This window comes from Nostoc sp. (genome assembly GCF_036917415.1).
GTDB lineage: Bacteria > Cyanobacteriota > Cyanobacteriia > Cyanobacteriales > Nostocaceae > Nostoc.
Genome location: NZ_JBALDJ010000064.1, coordinates 13,215 through 32,624, shown reverse-complemented (window position 1 = coordinate 32,624; position 19,410 = coordinate 13,215). Strand labels below are relative to the sequence as shown.

Here is a 19,410-nt window from a genome sequence, read left to right as displayed (position 1 = left end):
ATCTGTTAATTTAACTCGCAATGGAGCAGACATCTCGTAGAACCTGTTTTTTAGACCTTCTCTATCTTATATTTAATTATAACCACCTACTTATTCACGATTATGAAAGTTGAATAAGACTTACTGACTAATTAATCATTAAACCTTAGTACAACATTTCATAAATTCGTGACGAATTGAGCAACCTACTGGTAAAACTTTGAGAGACTCGATTAAGCTACGAACTTGTGAAATTTCGTACTTATAAATACCAGCAGGTTATTTTTTTTTCGTTTACTTGAAATACTCCAAATTTCTCGTAAAAATAATGTGCCAACAAACCAAGGCTCAAGTAAGTAACGTCTCCAAAGCCTTTTCGGTTCAGATAACAAGCGATACAACCATTCTAACCCCACCTTTCCCATCCAGCGAGGAGGAGTAGGTATTGCTCCTGCTATATAGTCCATACAGGCTCCACTAGTCAAAATAGTGTTGGTATGAAGATGTTCAAGATTTTCATAAATCCAATACTCTTGGCGTGGCATACCCATTCCCACCATTAATATATGGGGTTTGTAAGCATTAATTGCAGCTACAGTGGCAAGATTTTCTTGACTATCTTTATTTATATCAATATAGCCATGAGCGCAAGCAATCTGTAAACCAGGAAATTTCTGGCATAAAATATTTGCTGCTTTTTCAGCAATTCCTGGCTTTGAACCTAAATAGAATACACGCCAGCCTTTAGTAGCAGCTTCTGCCATCAGAGGCCATACCCAGTCAGCATAAGTTACTCTTTGTTCACGTTTAATTGGAAAACCCAACAGCTTTCCAATAAATACTAAAGGCATACTATCAATATGGGTATATTCTGCCTTGGAATAAAAAGCTTGCATTTTTAGATCGTTATGGAAGAGATAAAGACTATGTAAGTTATGATTAGCAATAATCCATTTTTCATCCCGATCAATAGATTCTTCAATCAATAAATTTAAGTCAAGGATAGAGAGTGCATCCACTTGAGCACCAATAACTTTATAAGAAAATCGCTTTTTCATATTTTGTTTTTGTTTTGATAAATATGAGATGTTATCTCAATGTAAAGGTGAGTATTGTAAAATTAATTAGCAATATTTCAATACTGAAGTACTGACGAAAGTACTGAAATATTGAAATAGCTAAGTTTTTTAGTTAAAAATTATTATCTAAACATAACTAAAAAGCACTTGTTTTCATAAGGATTTCCGCAATATTCTGTGCTTTTGCATTCCAGGAATACTTTTCTGTAATTAAAGTATATGCTGTCTCTACAAGTGATTGATATTTATCAAGATTTGAAGCAGCATCAAGTATTGTGTTAGCGACTTCTTCGCTAGAGTATCCTGTTACTAACAGATGTTCTAAGTGGTGAAATTCTTCTAAACCTCGCAAGCCTTCTGATGTTGATACAACTAATTTTCTACTAGCAAAATAATCTAATGCTTTATTGCGAGCACCACCTGCTACTGCTTGTTTTGAGAATGGCAACAAAGCAATATCTGCATATTTCAGATGGGCGACAAAATCTTCTCTTTTAGGTAAAAAGCCTAAAAAAGAAATGTTAGAAGGTATTGGTTCTGAAATATCACTACTATCCCTACCAATGACAACAAAATGTACTTTTTCTTGATGACTTTCAAGGGATTGAGCAACCTCAATAGCCATTGATACAGACATATCATTAGTTGGAAATTGAAAGGTTTTGGGAGCAATAATAACCACTATTTTAGCTGGTCTGAATGCTTGATAGGGGTCTTGATCTGGAAAAACTTCAGTATTGAGTAAGTCTTCAGCCACTCCATTCCCGATAGAATAAATTTGCTGTGGAGTTTTTCCATACCAATGGGAAATTAGTTTAAGAATTGATTCACCTGCTGCAATTATTGGACTACCAGAAAATATTAAAATTCCCTGAGCAATATATGTCTTAATACATTGTGCAAACTCTTTTAAAGGATTGGCAACTGAAAACAAGCGCATCCAGTATTCATAAGGCGAAAATGTATGAAAATCTAAGACAAGAGAGGAACTACTGTGTTTTCTAAGCTTTAGTGAAACTAAAGCAGCCAATCCAGGTAGTGTTTCTTGAGCATACACAATATCTGGACAAAACTCGTCGATGCACTTTTCTATGGATTGAATATATGACTTCAAGCTTCTTGATCCAATAGAAAGAGAAGGTGCATAATTAACAGATGAACAATCTAAACCTAGCTGAAAAACATCAAAATGTTTAGTAAGATATTGTCCTAGATAAAAAGGTCTAGTAAATGCACCAAATGGCTGACTAGAATCGAGGGTTGAGACAATCAGTAAGCGTTTACCCATAAAGTGATTGCTGATTATTATTTTATAGTTTGAAACTACATTTGTCAAATTATTAAGATAGTTATAACTTATCCAAGCATCATCCAAGAATGACTATAATGCAAGTATTAAACTTCTGAGTTGGTTTGATTCATATCCTCAGAAAATGTGGGAGAAGTTGCCAAATCTTTGTAACCAATAATTGCTCTGATATAGGGTAAGAACCAGTAAAATATCCAGAATGGCCCAGAGTGTCTGCTACAAAATATAGTCCATGATTTCAATGGAAATCCTTTAATTTGTAGTATTTTTTTCAAGCGTTCTAATAGATTTAAATTGGTATCTGCCCAACTATTGCGAATAGAATTTTTAGTGCAAGTACCAATATACCCAGGAGCTACCCATATTTTACAACCTAATTTCCGCGCTCTTAGGGCATAATCTAAATCTCCTAAACTATGAGCAAAAGCTGTATCAATATTGCCAACTTTGGCGGCAACACTTTTAGGAATTAGCACGCAGTTACCATACATAGCATCACATTTTTGGATAACGGAACTTGGTTCTAAAAATTCAAACTTATTAGAATACCACTTTTTAGATTTTACTGCTCCTCCATAAGTTGCTTTTCCTGTAATTGAGTCTTTAGTTGAACCAACTACAATTGAGTCTAGATAACCAAGTTCCGTCAAATTTTGATAAACCTGTAATAGTTTACTCACAGCATTGGCTTCTAGAAATGTGTCATCATTCAACCATAAATAATAATCATATTGATATTTTATTGCCTCACTAAAAGCGAGATGCATTCCTCCGACCCAAAATAAATTGCCATTACCTTGAAGAATTTGTACTTCTGGATATTCTGCTTTAACAGCTTCTGTAGTACCATCAGAACTCCCATCATCAGTTAAATAAATATCACAATGATTTTTTTGCTGATATAAAGCATTTAGACAGGCAAGAGTTGTATTCCGTCTGTTATAACATGTCATAATTACAGCTAGATTTGCTTTATTCATTTCATTTCCCTCATATAATATGTACAAAAATGATTAATTCAAGTAATAAAATTATACGTAACTCTGACAGATTATCTTCATAATCTAAATCATCAATTTTATACCTTTCATATATTGTTATATCAGTTTAAAACTTAACTCTTTTTTCTATCCAGCCACTGAAATTAATATCTAAATTCAAGCTTTTTAGTTTTTGTTCCATTCTTCTGACTCCCAACAGATATCGATGCCAAACTGATACACGAGGCATATTAAGTCTGACAACCTCTTCACATAACCATTGATATTTATCTGAATTACTATTAAAAATTTTCAATCTTTTTATTTGTCCATTCCAATCGTTATAAAAAAATAAGTTGAAATAATGAATGGATATAATATCATCCCAATGTTTAATTTGCATTTCTTTTGGTAAACGGTTATGTAAAGGTAATGGATAACTATATTTAAAAGGAAGATGTTCAACGTTTTCTTCCAAGGCACATAAAGTTACAGACAAAACAGACTGCTCAACAAAATAAATACCCTGAGGAGGAGTAATATCCAAGCGCATTACTTTTTCAAAGTTCTCTTTCCAAGTTGTAAATATACCCGCACTCCTTCTTACAGCAACCAAACCAGAATTCCAGTAGGCTCTGATTCTTTTATTACCAATTGGTGTGTCAACAAATACCTCACGCTTTACTCCCAGTACTTCGTATAGTTTTTGCCAATACCATTCTTGAGGATCTTGCAGACCTGTAGAACCAATTCCTTGACCATACTCAGGACGCATCCGTACATTACAATCTACTGGCAATAAAAATTCTTTTGGTTCAGAAAAAAAGCATTTGTCACTGTCTAAAAAAACTAATATTTCTGCATCGACATTTTGTTCTGCATAGGCACAAACTAAGGGTTTATTGGCTAAATAATATTCATGAAATTCTCGATTTATTGGAATTTGTTGATGAATCACCTGCAATGCTTCAAACGCTTGTTGGGTTTGCTTTAATATCGGTTCACCTACTCTAGGATGAAAACTATATATAGGTGTATTTTTCAATTCGCCGCAGAACTTACGAATACTTTCTGCAAGCATCAAAGATTGGCCTTCTAAACGACCAGGTTCTGTACAAATTATAAAAGCTATAGGTATTGACATATTATGAAGTATTGATTTACTAAGTTAATTACTCAATGAAGATTTCTTTGCTCTCATCAATATTTCCTGAAACAAGGCTGAATAACGACGTGCTTGAAGTTCCAGAGTGAATTCTTGCTCGGCTTTATCGCGAGCATAAAATGACAGTTTTTGCAACCTCTGTTCATTTTCAAGAACCCAGGTAATTCCTTTGCCAAAATCTTCAACTTCATAAGGTTTAGCCAAATAGCCGTTCTGCTGATGATCAACAATATCTTTTAAGCCAGTAGAATTAAACGCCACAACTGGAGTACCACAAGCGAATGATTCCGAAGCTGTCTGTCCAAAAGATTCTTGAAGAGATGGTACAAGCATTACGTCAGCTGCTGAGTAAACAGTTGCTAAAGATATAGCATCATGTAAGTGTCCCAAATAGTGGCTTTTAAAGCCTAAATCAGGTGGATTTTCGGGTTGAAATGCTCCAAAAATCACAACTTCCAAGTCATCCTTCCAGCCAGATTTACTTAATTCTTGTAAAGCTGGTTGCAACAAATGAAATCCTTTATTTCTATCGCTTGTTGCTTCTATCGCTCCAAAGAGTATCAGCTTTTTATCTTGAGGTAGATTGAGTGCTTCTCGTGCAAAATGTTGATTAATCGGTCGATATTTTTGAGTATCTAGTCCGTGGGGAATTACCTCAATTCGCAAATTCTGGAATAAAGAACTGGAATGAGCACACTCTGCTAACCAAGAACTTGGTGAAACCAGAGTTAAATTTAAATTTTTCCAAGCTTTTACTTTGCGCTGCCATACCCAACGGGATAAATCCCATTCATTACCACTGTTGAGTTGAGGACAAGCCCCACAGAATACTTTGTAGCGATCGCATTCTCCAGTAACGTGACACCCTCCAGTAAACCCCCACATATCATGGAGAGTCCAAACTAGAGGACGCTTCAGTTTAGCAAAGGTTTCTATTTGCATAAAACCTCCGCTAATCCAATGCAGATTGATTATATCTGGATTAATCTGAGCAACTTTAGGAATAACTCTATCTGGCAACCATTGAGTAAAAAATGGAGTATTTTTCTTTTGACGATAAAGCTTTAATGGCAAACTTTCAACTGTCAACTTTGCCTTAGCGATGCCTTGAAACAGTCGAATTTTAGGTGCAATTACTGTTTTATCATTACTATATTTTTCCTGAACTAACATTTGTGACTGTAGTCCTATATCCTGTAAACCTGTGTGTAAACGATATGCAGCCCTCGCTGCACCGCCACTAATATCATGGGTACTAATATGTAAAATTTTCATTTTTATTCACTTAATAATCACTAAAACTATTTATGACTGTCATAAAAACTAATTGACTAAAATATTTTTACGATTTCGTTGATATTCAACAGTCAAAGATAATGACGTGGTGACATACATTAACCAATTCCAGCTAGGAGTTAATAATCTGGCTTCTGAAAAATTAACTATGACTATGATAAGTAGCATCTGCATTGGCCAGTAATCTTCCGGCTTTTTAGCGACAGAAATAATTCGAGTCAATGCCATTACAAAAAACTGGACAAAACTTGCTGCAAAAGTTAAAAAACCTAATAATCCCAATTCTAACAATAATTCTAAAAAACCATTATGGGCATTACTTGCCCAATCATAAGTAGCTCTTAATTTAGATGCAGCATTACTAGTCCAAAATCCCGAAAATCCATAACCTAACCAAGGTCTTTCCAAAATCTTGGAAATCACTAGCTCCCAGAGGTCAGAGCGTCCATTGAAGGTAAGGTCTTTACCAGAAGTACCAACTACAGTTTCGGCATTGTTGAGAAGTAATATTGAAGAAATCATCAGGAACATCAAAGTTGAAGTAATCATAATAACTTGTAATTTATAATTAGTTTTTTTCAGGGATCTGTAGAAAGGTAAAAGTAATATCATTGTCAACAAAATCGTTAAAGATGTTGTTGAACGTGAGAGTATAATTAAACATATAGAGATCCCACATAATGCCCACATCAACCAGCGATATCGATGGCCACTAAGAGCAAGGTGCAAAAAAACTCCTGCACTCCAAGCCATCATGTAACCTAATTCATTTTTATGACCATAAATTCCACTCCACATACCTAGTAATTCAGGTGATTCGTGAATATAACCTGGTACGAATGCAGAAAAGAGAATAGATAATGATGCAGCTACACCAAGTGCCCAAGCTATTAGCTTAATTTGTTCCTTAAGCGGATAACGCATTGCTAAATAGATGGCAAGAAAATATATTCGGATTAGACCTCTTAGATAAGTAAGACTAGAACTTAGGTCTTCTGACCATAAAAGAGAAAATATAACTATTGCTAGTAAAAAAAACTGTAATGGACTTCTAGTGATTACAAAAATAAAACCTTTCCAGTATAAAATTAGGAAATAAAATAGGATTAAATATGAAACTATATTGAACAAAGTATCTAGCTTATCGCCTCCAAGTGTAGACATGGAAACTTCTTGTGCAGGGTGTATTGTTAATGCCCCTACAGCAATCAGTAATAGCAAGATAGTTAATATTTTTTCTGTTAGTGTTACTTTCATTTCTGAAATTTAGTTTATCTATTTTTTTATGGTTGAGTAATTCAATCTTTTCTTAACTTCTTCTTTAAAAATATCCAATGCAGTTGCTTTATAGACTGTTTTCTGTGTAAAATTATCTGCTTCTACATTCCTGACAATAAATGATGGATGCTTTAAGGGAAATTCCATTGCCTGCATGGACATATTGATGAAAGAAAATTCTTGATTTGAAGTGAAATGAGTTGCGTCTGCACCAACACCAACATTAGAGATTAAATTGACACTGGGAATAATACTTAAGCTTCCCTGCATCCAACAAGCAAATGTCCATTGGTAATCCCAGGTTATACCTGTAGGATTGTCATAAACAGACTGAAATATTCGTTGCCAAGAATTTACTGCTTTTTGGTCTATAAGAATGTCATGTAAAAGGTTTTCTGCTTGCACCTGTTTCCAGAGTTTGATAGTCAAATCATAATGTTGCCAAGCACGTCTCCAACTTGCCCAACCCCAGCAGTGGTTGTAGCGAGAAAAATAGTAACTGTAATTTGTACGTTTTTGTCCAAGTTGAAGATTTTGAGCAGAGATTGTGGCGATTCTGGTATCATTTCTATATTTTTCTAGCAGTTCTTGACTAAATCTGAAAAAAGTTGGGTGAGGGATACAATCATCTTCTAAAATAATTGTCTCCTCGACATTATTAAAGACCCAATCTAAACCACTTGATACCCGTTGTGCACAACCTAAGTTGCTCTCAGAATAATTCTTTATTACTTCACAATCCCAGTCAACTTTCTCAATAATTGCCCTAGTCAATTTGCATTTTTCTACCTCACCTTTGCGGTCAGTGCGGGGTCCATCTGCAATTACAAAAAGTTTTGTTGGCTTGGCTTGGCGAATAGCTTCAAAAACTTTCTCTGTTGTTTGTGGACGTTTAAAAATAATAAAAGTTACGGGTGTTTGCATGATAAAAAAATTTAAATAATAACGATCAGTATTTGTAAAAATGAATAAGCGATCGCACCTGAATTTTAAAGAGTTTTTGTGTTCTTGAATCAAATGCGTTGCATATAAAAGCAGCAGCAGCTTGAGATGTTATTGTTGCGATCGCAGCTCCAAGTCCTGCATATTTAGGAATAAGTAATAAATTGAGAATAATGTTTAGTATTGCCCCAAATAAAGTCTTACCTAAAGAAACGTGGTTTAAACCTTCAGCAATAAACCAAGGTGAAGTTGCAAGACCCATAAATACAAACAAAGAGGTCCAAATATGAACTGCTAATATTGCTCCTGCCTCTGCATATCCACTTCCAAACATCACTATAATTATTTTGTCAGATAAAAAGGACATTGGAAGAGCAATTCCTAAAGATATACATGTCATTAGACTGAGTAATTGTCCTATACGCTGATAGTAAAGACTTTCTGATTTTTCCTTTGCTGCATAAATTGCCGGAGCAACAGAGGAAACAATAGCCCCTGGAATAAAATACCAAATTTCAGAAATACGCACAGCAGCAGAATAAACTCCAACCTCACTATCTCCGATCATTTGACCTAACATCACCTGATCTATTCTCATAAAAATCATGATGGCAAACCCCGAAAAAATTAGAGGTAAACTCTCTTTCATAAGAGTTTTGGCAGAAGCAAAACTCCAACGCCATAACCACAATGAAGACCCTTTGACTTGGTAAACAATCAGTAAGCCAATTGCACTCATTGCAAATTCTGCTAATGTTACCAAAGCAAAAGCTAGCAATGGTGCTTTTGTTAAAATTAGTGTGATTTTGATGACAGTATTTAGCAGAAACGCCGTGTTTTTAGCGATTACAGTATATTTTGACTGCACCTGTGATTGAAACCACAGTTCAATAGTATCAGATGCCCTAAAAATTCCTGCTATTCCTAAAATTGTAACTAGCCATATCTTTAGTGTTTCATGCTCACCTAAGAAAAACATCGTGCTAACTGCCAATAAAACAGAAGCAATCCCACCCAAAAATTTTAGCCAAAAAGTAGTTCCTAAAATTTCTTCTTTGTTTGATGATTGACGAACAAGATGGCGAACTACTACGTCGTCTAGTCCGAGAGTAAAAATTGGGCTAAATAAGGCAACAAAAGCTAAAGCATAGTTAAATAAACCATACTGTTGTACTCCTAAATAACGTGCTACCCATACCCCTACAACTAAGCTTGCACCCATACGTAGAATGCGGTCAGCAAATAACCAACCTGTATTAGCAATAATTGCACGCAGCCCAGAACGAGATTTAAATTTCGATAAGTTTTTAATTTTTAATTTACTTAACATTATTTTTATTAATTAATCATATTACATTCTTTCTATTTATCAATCTCGCTCGTAAAGTTTTTCATTTTATCAAATACAAAACAAAGCTTATTTATTCAGCAACTTCCATTATTTATCACATATAATCTTTTTAATTTACCAGTAATCAAAATTTTCAAAAAATAGCTAAATAAGAAAACAATGCCCTTTATTTTCCAATAAAAACTATGCTCAAATAAAAATATTATTTTCAAGTACGTAATAAAATCTTGATATTTTGGGCATGGTATTGTTTGTAGCTCATTGATAGATGTGAAAGCTAAGAATAATGGGGAGCTAAAATTGTTTTTTTGCAGAATGTAATTAAATAGGGAATTGCGTTTCCAAAATCTTTTATATTTATAGTTTTTGTCTACATCTAAAAAATTCTTATTATGATACTGATTATTCTGATGTATTCTATACATCACTAAAGGTTTAGACATATAAAACTTTTTAGCCCCCACCAAAGAAGCTCCCCATACCAAACAGTCATCAGCCCTTACACGCCAATCTTCTATATTTGGAATAGGTAAAAATTTTCTGACTATCTCTCTACGTATTGATAATGTTGAAGTTATGGAACCAATCCATTCCTCATTATATAAAGTTCTAATTACTGAATAACCCAAATCTAAATCAACTACATCGTCTTGAAATGTTCCTTGTACTGCTCCAAATTTTTTATACGCACAAAATATAAAATCACATTCACTGCGTCTATTATAAAAATTTAGGGCATTTTCTAAATACTGAGGTTCATAAATATCATCGGCATCTAAAAAAAATATAATGTCACCAGTAGCAGCTAAAAACCCTTCATTAAAAGATGATAATTGTCCTTGATTTTTTTCTTTCAAGATAGATTTAAGATTAGTTACTTGAGTAAATTTATTGATAACTTCCGCAGAATTATCTGTGGATGCGTCATCAACAATGATAATCTCATCAAATTTAACTGTCTGATTTAAAGCGCTATTAATTGCCTCAGAGAGAAATTCAGCATAATTGTAATTATTAATTAAACAGGAAGTTTTCATTTTAGTTTTATCCATTATTTCTACAGTCAAAAAATTTGGTTTAGATAGGTTGTAGTGATGGTAGCTTTTACAATTTCTAAGAGAACTTAACGCTCTTTGCGAAATTTAGTTAAGCTGCTAGATACCAAATCTTGTTCAATTTGTCGTTTTTTAGTGTCATAAAAATAATTATTAGGTTCATTTTTAGCATTCACACCATTGATGACTATCCCTAATACCTTCTGACCTGACTGAGTTAAAAACTCTTTAGCTGCATTTGCACTGTTCAAGTCAACCACTCCAGGACGAACGACTAATAAGATACCGTCAGTCAAGGTGCTTAAAACAGCAGCATCTGCTATTCCTGACAAGGGAGGAGTATCAAAAATTACAAAATCGTAATCTCTGCCAAAGTTACTAATTAATGTCGCCATGCGTTGAGAATCTAGCATTGCCACTGGATTGGGAGGCAAAACTCCAGAAGTGAGAACTTCCAGATTAGGCATTACTTCCTGAACAACTGTGTTTAAAGAAGCTTGGTTAAGTATGACATTACTTAGTCCAATTGTATTTGTTAGCCCCCAGATATGATGCTGTATGGGATGACGCATATCTGCATCCACCAACAACACTCTACGTCCCGCCTGAGCCATAGTCACAGCTAAATTTGCAGATACGTCAGACTTTCCTTCTCTGGCAACGGAACTTGTAATTACAATGCTTTTGAGCGGTTTATCAGAACAGAGGAACTTTAAGTTCACTTGTAGTATTTGATATGCATTACCAATAGGGAAGTAAGGAATATCTCTACCAATGATTTTGGGAATAGGTCTATCGAGTCCTGCTATAGAAGAATGATCTTTACCATTTCTAGCTTGTGTAGGAATCACTCCTAAAACACTGTATCTCAAGACATCTTTGGCTTCTTTGACGGTCTTCACTGAGCGGTCTATCAAGTCTAAAGTAAAGGCAACAATGATACCTAAGAAGAAACCAACTCCTGCTCCACCAACAATAAACAGCATTTTCCGAGGCCCTTCTGCTTTATCAGGGGTTAAAGCATAGGAAATAACACGAGCATTAGGAATTTTTTGGTTCTGTGCAATATCAATCTCTTGGCGTTTCTTTAAGAGTGTTTCGTAAGTCGTTTGAGCTGCTTGCAGTTTCCGTTCCAGCTCTCGTTGACTTTGTTCTAACCTTGGCAAATTATTTGCTCGTTTGATGTAAGCATTTTGCTGTTGTTTGAGTGTGGCAATTTGTCTCTCCAGACCAACGCGTTCTGCCTGAGCACGAGTAATATCTGCAATTAGGCTTTGTCGCAGTTGTCCAACCTGTAAACTTCCCTGTGTTATCTGCGCTTTACCCGCTACTTGTCCTGTCCGCTCTTTTAGCAAGTTGTTAAGAGCTGCGACTTTTTCTTCTAAACTAGTAATTGTAGGGTGTTCAGGTGAAAAACGGGTACGCTCTAGTGCAAGTTGACTTTCTGTTTCTTGAAGTTGGGCTAGCACTTTCTGAACTCCAGGTGCTTGACTCAATTCAGATTCGATTACACCTTGCCGTGAATCTACCTGAGCTTCACTGCTTAACTGTTCTAGACGACCCTTCACATCATCTAGTTGAGCTAAAGCTTGAGAAATTTGGTTTCCTAACTTAGAAATTGTATCGACTGCTGCGGCTGCTTCTTGTTCTAGGACAACAACTTTATTCGTTTCTTTAAATAGCCGCAGTTTTGATTCGGCTCTTCTGACAACTTCCTCAGCTTTAGGTACTTCCGTTACGAGAACCTGTTTGGCTGTCCGCGCTTCATTCTGATTAGCCTTGATATTTAAATCGATATAACTGTCAATAACTTCATTGATGATTTTGGCAGCTAGTTCTGGATCGCCACCTTTATAAGAAAGTTGTACAACATCAGTGCCTTTAATTCCTTCTATTTTTAGTTGTTTTGCCAGGTCGGGAATCGAGAGCAGTTTGCCTTGACTATCTTTAAGGTTAAGGGAATTAATTGTTTTCTCAATTACTGGATTTGATCCAATAACTCTCACTTGAGTTTCCAGGGGATTGTCGTTCACATTCAAAGCTTCTAGGCGTCCTATGTCATCCGGTAAGCCCGTGAGTGAGGAAGAGCGATTTGTTTTTATCATCAAACTTCCTTCTGCCTTGTATGAAGGTTTTAGTGAAAATGCATACAAGCATCCAAGGGTAACAGATATAGCAAAAATTCCAACTAGAGGTAGCCAACGCCGTTGAAGAACTTCTAAGTATTTCTGAATATTTACTTCTTCAAAACTTGGTAAAGATTCCATCGTCATAAATATATACAAACTTTTATAAAAAAGATTATTTACTTACAGCAGATTGTTCTTAGTATTTTGCTCACAGTAGCGCTGTAATCTACTTTGCACCAGTAATCTTCTTCGTTGATTGTCAGCTAATGCCTTTTTGCTGAAGTTGTTCAATATCTGAAATTAACTAATAGTTTTGCAGATCGTAATTTTAACTTAGATTGATATTTTACTGACGGCAACAACAAGATAACTCACAATTTTCTCCCTGATTTAGTGGCTTTTCATTTTTAGGGCTTAATTTTGGTTAATTTAGTTTTGTGTTACTACTAATGCAAGTATTGATTTGTAAACTAACAATCACTATCATATTCTGTGAGAACACTGAATTCGAGAACTTTACAAAAAATTTATACAAAAGACTAATATGTTCGCTGTCGGTTTAGTGATTTTAAAACGATGAAAGGAGTTAATTGCTTGAGAGTAGGGAATAGAACAATTGTGCCAGCCTATAAGCAATGGAAGCACTTCAGAGATAGACTTTGTACAGTGAAAAGAGAGAGTATAAAGACTCGATGGATGTTTACTTAAGTTGCTTCCAAACTTTTAGTAACAATTAATTCTGACTCTGAAAATGGTCAATTTTAGTAATAATACGGAACTGGCAATCATAAAATTGTATGATTTGAGTATTGAGTCTGTAATAACTCGCAATCAGTTTAATTTGCCCAGTCTGGTGAAAGACTTGTCAGTAAAGATCAGGATGAACAAGGAGTGAGTCTGTTTAAAAAAACATTACTCTAGCCTTACTAACTCTGCAAAACCTTTTTGGCAAAAGCAAGCGACTGCGTTACTTGTGTCAGGATGAAACCAGACTAGGGTTGAAAACAGAAACTGGGCGAGTGATTACGGCACGCGCAAGTCAAACCGATAGTCAGCGTACAGTGGCCAAGAAAGGCGTTCTGGTTGTATGGGGTGGTCGAACCATTGGCAGGATGGCATTTTTGTCAGGAATATCCTCATCTCGATAGTGAAAACTTTCAAAAATTTCTTGATGCCCTTTCTTTTGAATTGGGTGATGATATGGCACTGATGCAAATGGATCAAGCATCTGCCCATCAAGCTTTGGCACTGTCTTGGCCTGAAAATCTTATCCCAATTTTTCAACCATCTCACAGTCCTCAACTCAATCCGATCGAAAGATTGTGGCAGTTTATTAAACGCCAGTTCAAGGGTGAGAATTTCTCAAATTTACAAGAATTACGCCAACGGGTTCAACATGAGTTAGCTCAAATGTCTTCTGAGTCAATCTCATCTTTGACCTGTTATGATTTCATTCTTGAAACTCTATTTCACGAAGCTTTATTCTATGCATCTTCATAGAGAATTGGTATTAACTGGCTTAACTTGTGGTGTCCTGTCCACCTGTCAGCTAGGTTAGTGGTTTGACCAATGTAAATGATACGTGAGTCTTGTATCACAAAGTAGATACAACTACACTTAGGCAACTGGGAAAGATTAACTAGTGCCAATGATAGCAAGGTATGAACGTCAATATTCATATTTTGTGGTTATTCAGTTTTTCTTAGAGGATATCTTTTACTACACAGTTAATACTATTAGACCTTTATAGTTTAAGCTGTTGTCTTAGGTCTTCTGTATTCTTTACCCGACTCCAATCAACACCACTATTCTGCAACAGATCGACAGCTACGCCAATTAGATGCTGAGGATAAACGCGATCGCCAGGAGGAACGGGATCTGCATTATTATCCCTAACTGTACGGGCGGTATCACTAAGCCATTCATGCTGTTCGCGGCTGATTTTAATGTTGATGGAAACAGGCTTTTCCTTTGGTGTTGACTCTTTAACTGATACAGGTTCAGGTGTCGATTCCTGTGGTAACTCGGTAGATGTTTCTGTCTCATTACTTCTGATACCAGAAAACTGGCTGAGTTTCATACCGCCCATCTTACTTTTTGTCATATACTATTAGACCTTTATAGTATAAAATAATTAACTGTTAATAAGATACTACTTCTACGATTTCAAGCATTCTTTAGCTAATGACTGATAAGCTCTAGCACCGCTGGACTTAGGCGCATATTCAAGAACTGATTTTTGTTGTGCTATGGATTCAGCAACAGCAATATTCTCTGGAATCATTGTGTGCAGAAGACGATAGTTTAAATCCGCTGCGGCTTCAATCAACAAGTCATCAGCTTCCTTAGTCAGAACTAACCGAGGCTTATAACGCACCCTCAGCACGTCAATCTTGATGTCTGCCCTTTCACCTCGAATTAATTCAACCGCTTCTGACAACCCTTTGAGCGCAGCTGGTTTGCATAAAGTTGGTATAAGAACCCGTGAGCTTGCAAGAATCGCCTGCACAGATGCCACCCCTAAGCTAGGTGGGCAATCCATCAAACAGACATCGAAGCTAGTCAATTTAGACAAGGCTGGGGTAAATAAATCATCCTTGGCTGTCAGACGGAACATCCCAATGTCCCCAGGAATAAGCGAGAGGTGTTTTACTTGAGTTGCTAGGGGAGTAATAGGTTTTTTATCAGTCAGCCAGTTCAAAGTGGTTGGACTTTTACCGTCCATGCCCAGACCAAATGATGCAGTTCTTTGGCCATCTAAATCTATCAGTAGCACCTGGCGCTTGGGAGTAGCTAAGGCGGCTCCTAAATTTATGGTGGTGGTGCTTTTGGCGGTGCCGCCTTTGAAGTTGAATACTGCGACTTTCAACACTTGTTTACATCTGTATACTTAATACCTTAATAGCCTAACACCTTTAATATAAAATACTATAAAAGTCTAATAGGTTATTATGTTTATAGAATGCTAAAGATAAATCCTTTAGAATTGCCGTCTGTGGCTTTTCAGGAGCGCAAAATCTTACCAGCCAGCCCAGGAATATATTTTGCCATCTCCAGTAATGATGAGATTTTATACATTGGTAGAAGTAGCAATTTACGTAACCGATGGAAAAGCCATCACCGAACGGTGCAGTTTAAATCTCAAAGTGAAAATATCCGACTAGCTTGGTTACAAGTTGATGATGAAACGCTGTTACCAGAGATTGAAGCTGCATTAATTGAGCATTTTACCCCTGCTTTTAACAATACTCATTTACCAAACAGGATTATTCGACTTACAGTAGACTTGCCTGAGTCGATGCACCGTAAGCTGTCTGTGTTAGCTGCAAGGACAGGGAGGAAAAAAGCTGAAATTGTGCGTTTTCTGTTGGATGAAGCGCTTCAGGACGTAGAAGAGTAATGCAGTAATTGATACAGCAATACAGGATTTAAGTGAATAGGTATTTAGGAGACGATCCAGTTGTAATGACTGCGATCGCCTTTGTTTATATGCAGACTTTGATGTAGAGGAATTGGGTAATGTTTTTGAAAGTGTGATGGATGGACTCTCAGGACACTTATCCATCCTCACTAATAAACAGATGGGCAACTTAGGACAGAGCCAGTCAGTTGGTGAAGCCATTTAGCCTCAAACCTGGCAAAACTCATGCAGGGAACTCTATTTCTGAGTGGCAATAACAAACCCACCAACATCAGCAAGGAGGTGATTAATTACCAAAACGTTAAAAAATATTCGAGTTAAAAAATCAAAAATTATACTCGTTTAGTCAACTTGACAAATTTATTGCAAGAGGTGGTGATACTCATCTCATCAAAAAGGCGATCGCAGTACAACACTCTTCTCGCCTACTTTTTGCTGGACTATCAGCGTAGCCAGGTAAGGCCAACTAGCTAAAAGTTAAGTAGGGAACTTTATTGATGGGCGGCTTTGATACCTCACCAAAAACGTCCACTAATTTTTCTGTGAGTGGGAATAACAAACCCAGCAAGGTTGACTAACTAAGTTTATCTATCTGGTGACAATATCAGGAAGAAAAAGGAGGTTACTAAATTTGCTGAAAACGCAAATGCCTACTATATACCCACTACCAACAGGTATGACACTTAAAGCTAGTCTGACGGCCTCAGAAACTACCAGACCAGCATCACAAAATCTATTTAATAAAGGACTTCCAATGGTTAAAACTAACCCCACACAATCTAATAATACTTTCGCTCGATTAGTGGCAAAAGTAAATGTAAAGATAGTTATTCCAGCAGCAGCAATACTTGGTTTTTTATCGTATGGTTTTCAAACTGCTTTTCATTCTCAGCAGCTTGAACCACCTCCCCAAGTTCAACTTCGCCTCTTTGGTCGCGCAGAGTATGAACAGTTAAGAATAGGAATGTCATTAACGGATGTGCGGTCAATCTTGAGTCGAGGTGTCGAGGTCAGCCGTTCTGCAACAATAGCAACCTTTCTTTGGGAAAATCCTGATGGTTCCAAGATCATTGTGACTTTTGAGCATGACAAGCTCAAGAGTAAAGAGCAGTCTGGGTTGAAGTAAGGAACTTGAGCTAGGCGATCGCATCATAGCATTGTATCTGACCCATCTTGTAGCACTGGTACTATGGTGATCGCTTCTCTAATAAAAGTTCTGATAATTCAACTAGGATATGCAGCGTACTACAAAAAAGTGAGAAAACGCTGAAATTAAACTTCCTACCCCTTGATTTTCGTGCTTTGGCTTCTACTCTTGCAATCATATTGTTTAGCGACAATTGTGCTACGCAAAATTATTTGATGGCGAAAAAATAAAGCTCAATATATGTGATAGCACTGAATTTATGCAAAAATATAACTTAAACTATACTTTAATACATCTCTGATATTTTTAGTTACTGCCTGATTAATTAGTCTAGTGTACGGATTAATACCAATTTAAAAAATGACTAGATTGGCAATTTGTAAGCTTACCCCAGATTTAACAACTGAAGTCTGCTCCGAAACAGCCGAAATACCTCTTGTAGTAATAATTGTTCATTCCATTAGAATTAGAACAGGAACAATTCAATGTTAAATCAAGCCAGAACAGTAGAAAAGTACATCTCCTCATGCTTGCTCAGGATAAATGCTATTAAATTTACGAGCCGACTTTTCTACTGCATTTAACCCTTTTTTGTCACTCTTGCCAAAAGAGGGTTAATCACCTGCGTCTGACCATTACGAAATCTATCTAAAATTGCTTTACGCTCAGAGTGTGGTGTATCTCCATCAAGATGCTCACAGGTAATGCCATCTGCACAAAATACTGCTGCGATCTCTTGAGAATGCTTGACGTTGACCGCAAAAATAATTGTCTTTTTACCAGCACAAAATTTTTTCCACTGCTTTAACACCTCAGACGGTTTGTAATTAGAAGCAACTTCTTCTAATTCTTTTCTGGTGAAGTCACGTTTTTTAGGAACTTTGTGTTTGTCATATTTAAAGCCAGCTATTAACTTATAATTTGTCAAATATCCAAGGGCTATTAATTCTTTGGTCTTAATTGAGCAAATCAGGTGGTCGAAAATATCTCGCAATCCATAACCATCTTCACGTCTTGGTGTAGCTGTCAGTCCCAAAATGAGTGCATCTGGATAAGCATCCAACAATTTGCGGTAACTATTAGCTGAAGAATGGTGAGCTTCATCAATAATCACAAGCTTCGCTATTGGGTAAGTTTGGCGACGAAAAAGAGTCTGGATGCTGGCTACTTGAATTAACGAATCAGTTGGCTTGTATCCTGCTTTGATGATTCCTGGTTTTACTCTTGTGACTGCCGTCAGTTTCTCGCTCGCCTGGAGAATTAATTCCTCCCTGTGCGCGACTACCAACACCGCTTCACGTTGGGCTATAAATTCAGATGCGATTGCAGCAAAGATAATAGTCTTGCCGCCACCCGTACTCAGTTGCAATAATACTTTTCTAATTCCACAAGACCAAGCAGTAAAAGTTTTTGAAACTAAATCTTGTTGGTAATCGCGCAGAATCAACATTTCTTTTGTATGTCACCCCTTGTTCTAATTGCTTTCTGTCCTGCAAGCTTATAATACCCGTGGAGTACATAACAATTTTTCTGACTGTTCTGCATTCATGCGAACGCCTGCACTAACAATGGAGGAATAACTAGCTCCTGACGGGGTTAACAGGTATATCACACCGTAAGCGTTCACAGGTGAATACTATCGGCTGGGATGATGGGGAGCGAGGCGATCGCCCCTGACGACCCTGCTGGCTAAAATTTCCCAAATTGGGAAAATTGTAGTGAGAAAATAAGTTCAGAAATTCTCACTTGCATTAATCCTTAATGTCACGAACCCAAACCAATGGCAGTTTTTTAGTCTATGTGTGATCAGGTTTGGCAATTGGATTTTTGTATCAAGTCTTCCAGAGTAGTAACTCGTTCCCATAAGCTTTGGTTTTGCAGCACAAGTTCCTCAAACCTTCTTAACAAAGCTGCAAACTGATCTTGTGAATCACTTTGACGGAGGGTGGTATCGCTGTCTATACCGATATGTATTTCATTCGCCTCAGACAGAGGGGAATTATTCATAAAGTAGATATGTTTCTTGGCTTCAAGTTCATTCAATCGTTGCGTTAACTTTTCTATACGTTGTATTAGATCAGGTATACTATCCGATATACGCGAAACGTCTGTTTCTGAATTACTCAGAAAGGAGTTTAGCGCTTGAATAACTAAATCTGTAGAGGTAGTACGTTCTACTGCTGCTCTTTCCTGAAGTGCTGTAATTAACTCTTCGGGAAGTTTGTAATTGGTCTGTTTCCGCATAGCTGTATAGCTGTGTATATATCAACTATACCATT

Annotated in this window: 18 protein-coding genes; 3 read left to right on the top strand and 15 right to left on the bottom strand. The window is 36.5% G+C overall.

What is annotated here, in order from left to right:
* Positions 1–212: 212 nt before the first annotated feature.
* The 10 genes from V7K41_RS12610 to V7K41_RS12565 all read right to left on the bottom strand — a co-directional run bounded on the left by V7K41_RS12610 (position 213) and on the right by V7K41_RS12565 (position 12,707).
* Positions 213–1,037 (bottom strand): WecB/TagA/CpsF family glycosyltransferase, encoded by an 825-nt coding sequence (locus V7K41_RS12610; RefSeq protein ID WP_334848557.1) that lies wholly within the window; start codon positions 1,035–1,037, stop codon positions 213–215.
* Positions 1,038–1,194: 157 nt separating this feature from the next.
* Complete coding sequence (locus V7K41_RS12605; RefSeq protein ID WP_334848555.1) at positions 1,195–2,346, bottom strand: glycosyltransferase family 4 protein; 1,152 nt, start codon at positions 2,344–2,346, stop codon at positions 1,195–1,197.
* A 107-nt stretch (positions 2,347–2,453) separates the two neighbouring features.
* On the bottom strand, positions 2,454–3,347 hold the full coding sequence (locus V7K41_RS12600; protein WP_334848553.1) for a glycosyltransferase family 2 protein: 894 nt from the start codon (positions 3,345–3,347) through the stop codon (positions 2,454–2,456).
* A 127-nt stretch (positions 3,348–3,474) separates the two neighbouring features.
* Positions 3,475–4,491 carry a hypothetical protein gene (locus tag V7K41_RS12595; protein ID WP_334848552.1) on the bottom strand — a complete coding sequence of 339 codons (1,017 nt, stop codon included), beginning with the start codon at positions 4,489–4,491 and terminating at the stop codon, positions 3,475–3,477.
* Positions 4,492–4,515: 24 nt separating this feature from the next.
* The gene (locus V7K41_RS12590; RefSeq protein WP_334848550.1) at positions 4,516–5,787 is read right to left on the bottom strand and encodes a glycosyltransferase family 4 protein; all 1,272 of its coding nucleotides are present in this window, start codon (positions 5,785–5,787) and stop codon (positions 4,516–4,518) included.
* Positions 5,788–5,835: 48 nt separating this feature from the next.
* Positions 5,836–7,065, bottom strand: coding sequence for an O-antigen ligase family protein (locus tag V7K41_RS12585; protein WP_334848549.1), 1,230 nt, complete (start codon positions 7,063–7,065; stop codon positions 5,836–5,838).
* Between the two features lie 18 nt (positions 7,066–7,083).
* Entirely contained in the window at positions 7,084–8,010 is a 927-nt protein-coding gene (locus V7K41_RS12580) for a glycosyltransferase family 2 protein (protein ID WP_334848561.1), read from the bottom strand.
* Positions 8,011–8,035: 25 nt separating this feature from the next.
* The gene (locus tag V7K41_RS12575; protein ID WP_334848547.1) at positions 8,036–9,358 is read right to left on the bottom strand and encodes a flippase; all 1,323 of its coding nucleotides are present in this window, start codon (positions 9,356–9,358) and stop codon (positions 8,036–8,038) included.
* A 95-nt stretch (positions 9,359–9,453) separates the two neighbouring features.
* Positions 9,454–10,446, bottom strand: coding sequence for a glycosyltransferase family 2 protein (locus V7K41_RS12570; protein ID WP_334848545.1), 993 nt, complete (start codon positions 10,444–10,446; stop codon positions 9,454–9,456).
* A 56-nt stretch (positions 10,447–10,502) separates the two neighbouring features.
* Complete coding sequence (locus tag V7K41_RS12565; protein ID WP_334848543.1) at positions 10,503–12,707, bottom strand: GumC family protein; 2,205 nt, start codon at positions 12,705–12,707, stop codon at positions 10,503–10,505.
* 903 nt (positions 12,708–13,610) lie between these two features.
* Between V7K41_RS12565 and V7K41_RS12560 the strand changes: the two genes are divergently transcribed.
* Complete coding sequence (locus V7K41_RS12560) at positions 13,611–14,063, top strand: transposase (RefSeq protein WP_334848559.1); 453 nt, start codon at positions 13,611–13,613, stop codon at positions 14,061–14,063.
* Here the strand turns inward: V7K41_RS12560 and V7K41_RS12555 are convergent.
* The 3 genes from V7K41_RS12555 to V7K41_RS12545 form a co-directional block, all read right to left on the bottom strand.
* On the bottom strand, positions 14,048–14,242 hold the full coding sequence (locus V7K41_RS12555) for a GIY-YIG nuclease family protein (protein WP_334848541.1): 195 nt from the start codon (positions 14,240–14,242) through the stop codon (positions 14,048–14,050). The two genes, V7K41_RS12560 and V7K41_RS12555, sit on opposite strands and share 16 nt — an antisense overlap.
* Before the next feature lie 65 nt (positions 14,243–14,307).
* Positions 14,308–14,667: a hypothetical protein gene (locus tag V7K41_RS12550; protein WP_334848540.1), complete on the bottom strand. Its 360-nt coding sequence runs from the start codon at positions 14,665–14,667 to the stop codon at positions 14,308–14,310.
* Between the two features lie 54 nt (positions 14,668–14,721).
* Positions 14,722–15,435 carry a ParA family protein gene (locus V7K41_RS12545; protein WP_334848538.1) on the bottom strand — a complete coding sequence of 238 codons (714 nt, stop codon included), beginning with the start codon at positions 15,433–15,435 and terminating at the stop codon, positions 14,722–14,724.
* 90 nt (positions 15,436–15,525) lie between these two features.
* Here V7K41_RS12545 and V7K41_RS12540 point away from each other — a divergent pair, with 90 nt between their 5' ends.
* Both V7K41_RS12540 and V7K41_RS12535 read left to right on the top strand, forming a co-directional pair.
* Positions 15,526–15,963, top strand: a complete 438-nt coding sequence (locus V7K41_RS12540) for a GIY-YIG nuclease family protein (protein WP_334848536.1) — start codon at positions 15,526–15,528, stop codon at positions 15,961–15,963.
* A 667-nt stretch (positions 15,964–16,630) separates the two neighbouring features.
* On the top strand, positions 16,631–17,110 hold the full coding sequence (locus V7K41_RS12535; RefSeq protein WP_334848534.1) for a hypothetical protein: 480 nt from the start codon (positions 16,631–16,633) through the stop codon (positions 17,108–17,110).
* A 601-nt stretch (positions 17,111–17,711) separates the two neighbouring features.
* Here V7K41_RS12535 and V7K41_RS12530 read toward each other — a convergent pair.
* Positions 17,712–18,581: a DEAD/DEAH box helicase gene (locus V7K41_RS12530; protein WP_334848532.1), complete on the bottom strand. Its 870-nt coding sequence runs from the start codon at positions 18,579–18,581 to the stop codon at positions 17,712–17,714.
* 356 nt (positions 18,582–18,937) lie between these two features.
* Positions 18,938–19,375, bottom strand: a complete 438-nt coding sequence (locus V7K41_RS12525; protein ID WP_334848531.1) for a hypothetical protein — start codon at positions 19,373–19,375, stop codon at positions 18,938–18,940.
* Between the last annotated feature and the right edge of the window lie 35 nt (positions 19,376–19,410).

Excerpts from the sequence above, each read along its gene's own strand:
- V7K41_RS12610 (WP_334848557.1), bottom strand. The coding sequence starts at position 1,037 with ATGAAAAAGCGATTTTCTTATAAAGTTATTGGTGCTCAAGTGGATGCA.
- V7K41_RS12605 (WP_334848555.1), bottom strand. The coding sequence starts at position 2,346 with ATGGGTAAACGCTTACTGATTGTCTCAACCCTCGATTCTAGTCAGCCA.
- V7K41_RS12600 (WP_334848553.1), bottom strand. The coding sequence starts at position 3,347 with ATGAATAAAGCAAATCTAGCTGTAATTATGACATGTTATAACAGACGG.
- V7K41_RS12595 (WP_334848552.1), bottom strand. The coding sequence starts at position 4,491 with ATGTCAATACCTATAGCTTTTATAATTTGTACAGAACCTGGTCGTTTA.
- V7K41_RS12590 (WP_334848550.1), bottom strand. The coding sequence starts at position 5,787 with ATGAAAATTTTACATATTAGTACCCATGATATTAGTGGCGGTGCAGCG.
- V7K41_RS12585 (WP_334848549.1), bottom strand. The coding sequence starts at position 7,065 with ATGAAAGTAACACTAACAGAAAAAATATTAACTATCTTGCTATTACTG.
- V7K41_RS12580 (WP_334848561.1), bottom strand. The coding sequence starts at position 8,010 with ATGCAAACACCCGTAACTTTTATTATTTTTAAACGTCCACAAACAACA.
- V7K41_RS12575 (WP_334848547.1), bottom strand. The coding sequence starts at position 9,358 with ATGTTAAGTAAATTAAAAATTAAAAACTTATCGAAATTTAAATCTCGT.
- V7K41_RS12565 (WP_334848543.1), bottom strand. The coding sequence starts at position 12,707 with ATGACGATGGAATCTTTACCAAGTTTTGAAGAAGTAAATATTCAGAAA.
- V7K41_RS12555 (WP_334848541.1), bottom strand. The coding sequence starts at position 14,242 with ATGAATATTGACGTTCATACCTTGCTATCATTGGCACTAGTTAATCTT.
- V7K41_RS12550 (WP_334848540.1), bottom strand. The coding sequence starts at position 14,667 with ATGACAAAAAGTAAGATGGGCGGTATGAAACTCAGCCAGTTTTCTGGT.
- V7K41_RS12540 (WP_334848536.1), top strand. The coding sequence starts at position 15,526 with ATGCTAAAGATAAATCCTTTAGAATTGCCGTCTGTGGCTTTTCAGGAG.
- V7K41_RS12535 (WP_334848534.1), top strand. The coding sequence starts at position 16,631 with ATGCCTACTATATACCCACTACCAACAGGTATGACACTTAAAGCTAGT.
- V7K41_RS12530 (WP_334848532.1), bottom strand. The coding sequence starts at position 18,581 with ATGTTGATTCTGCGCGATTACCAACAAGATTTAGTTTCAAAAACTTTT.
- V7K41_RS12525 (WP_334848531.1), bottom strand. The coding sequence starts at position 19,375 with ATGCGGAAACAGACCAATTACAAACTTCCCGAAGAGTTAATTACAGCA.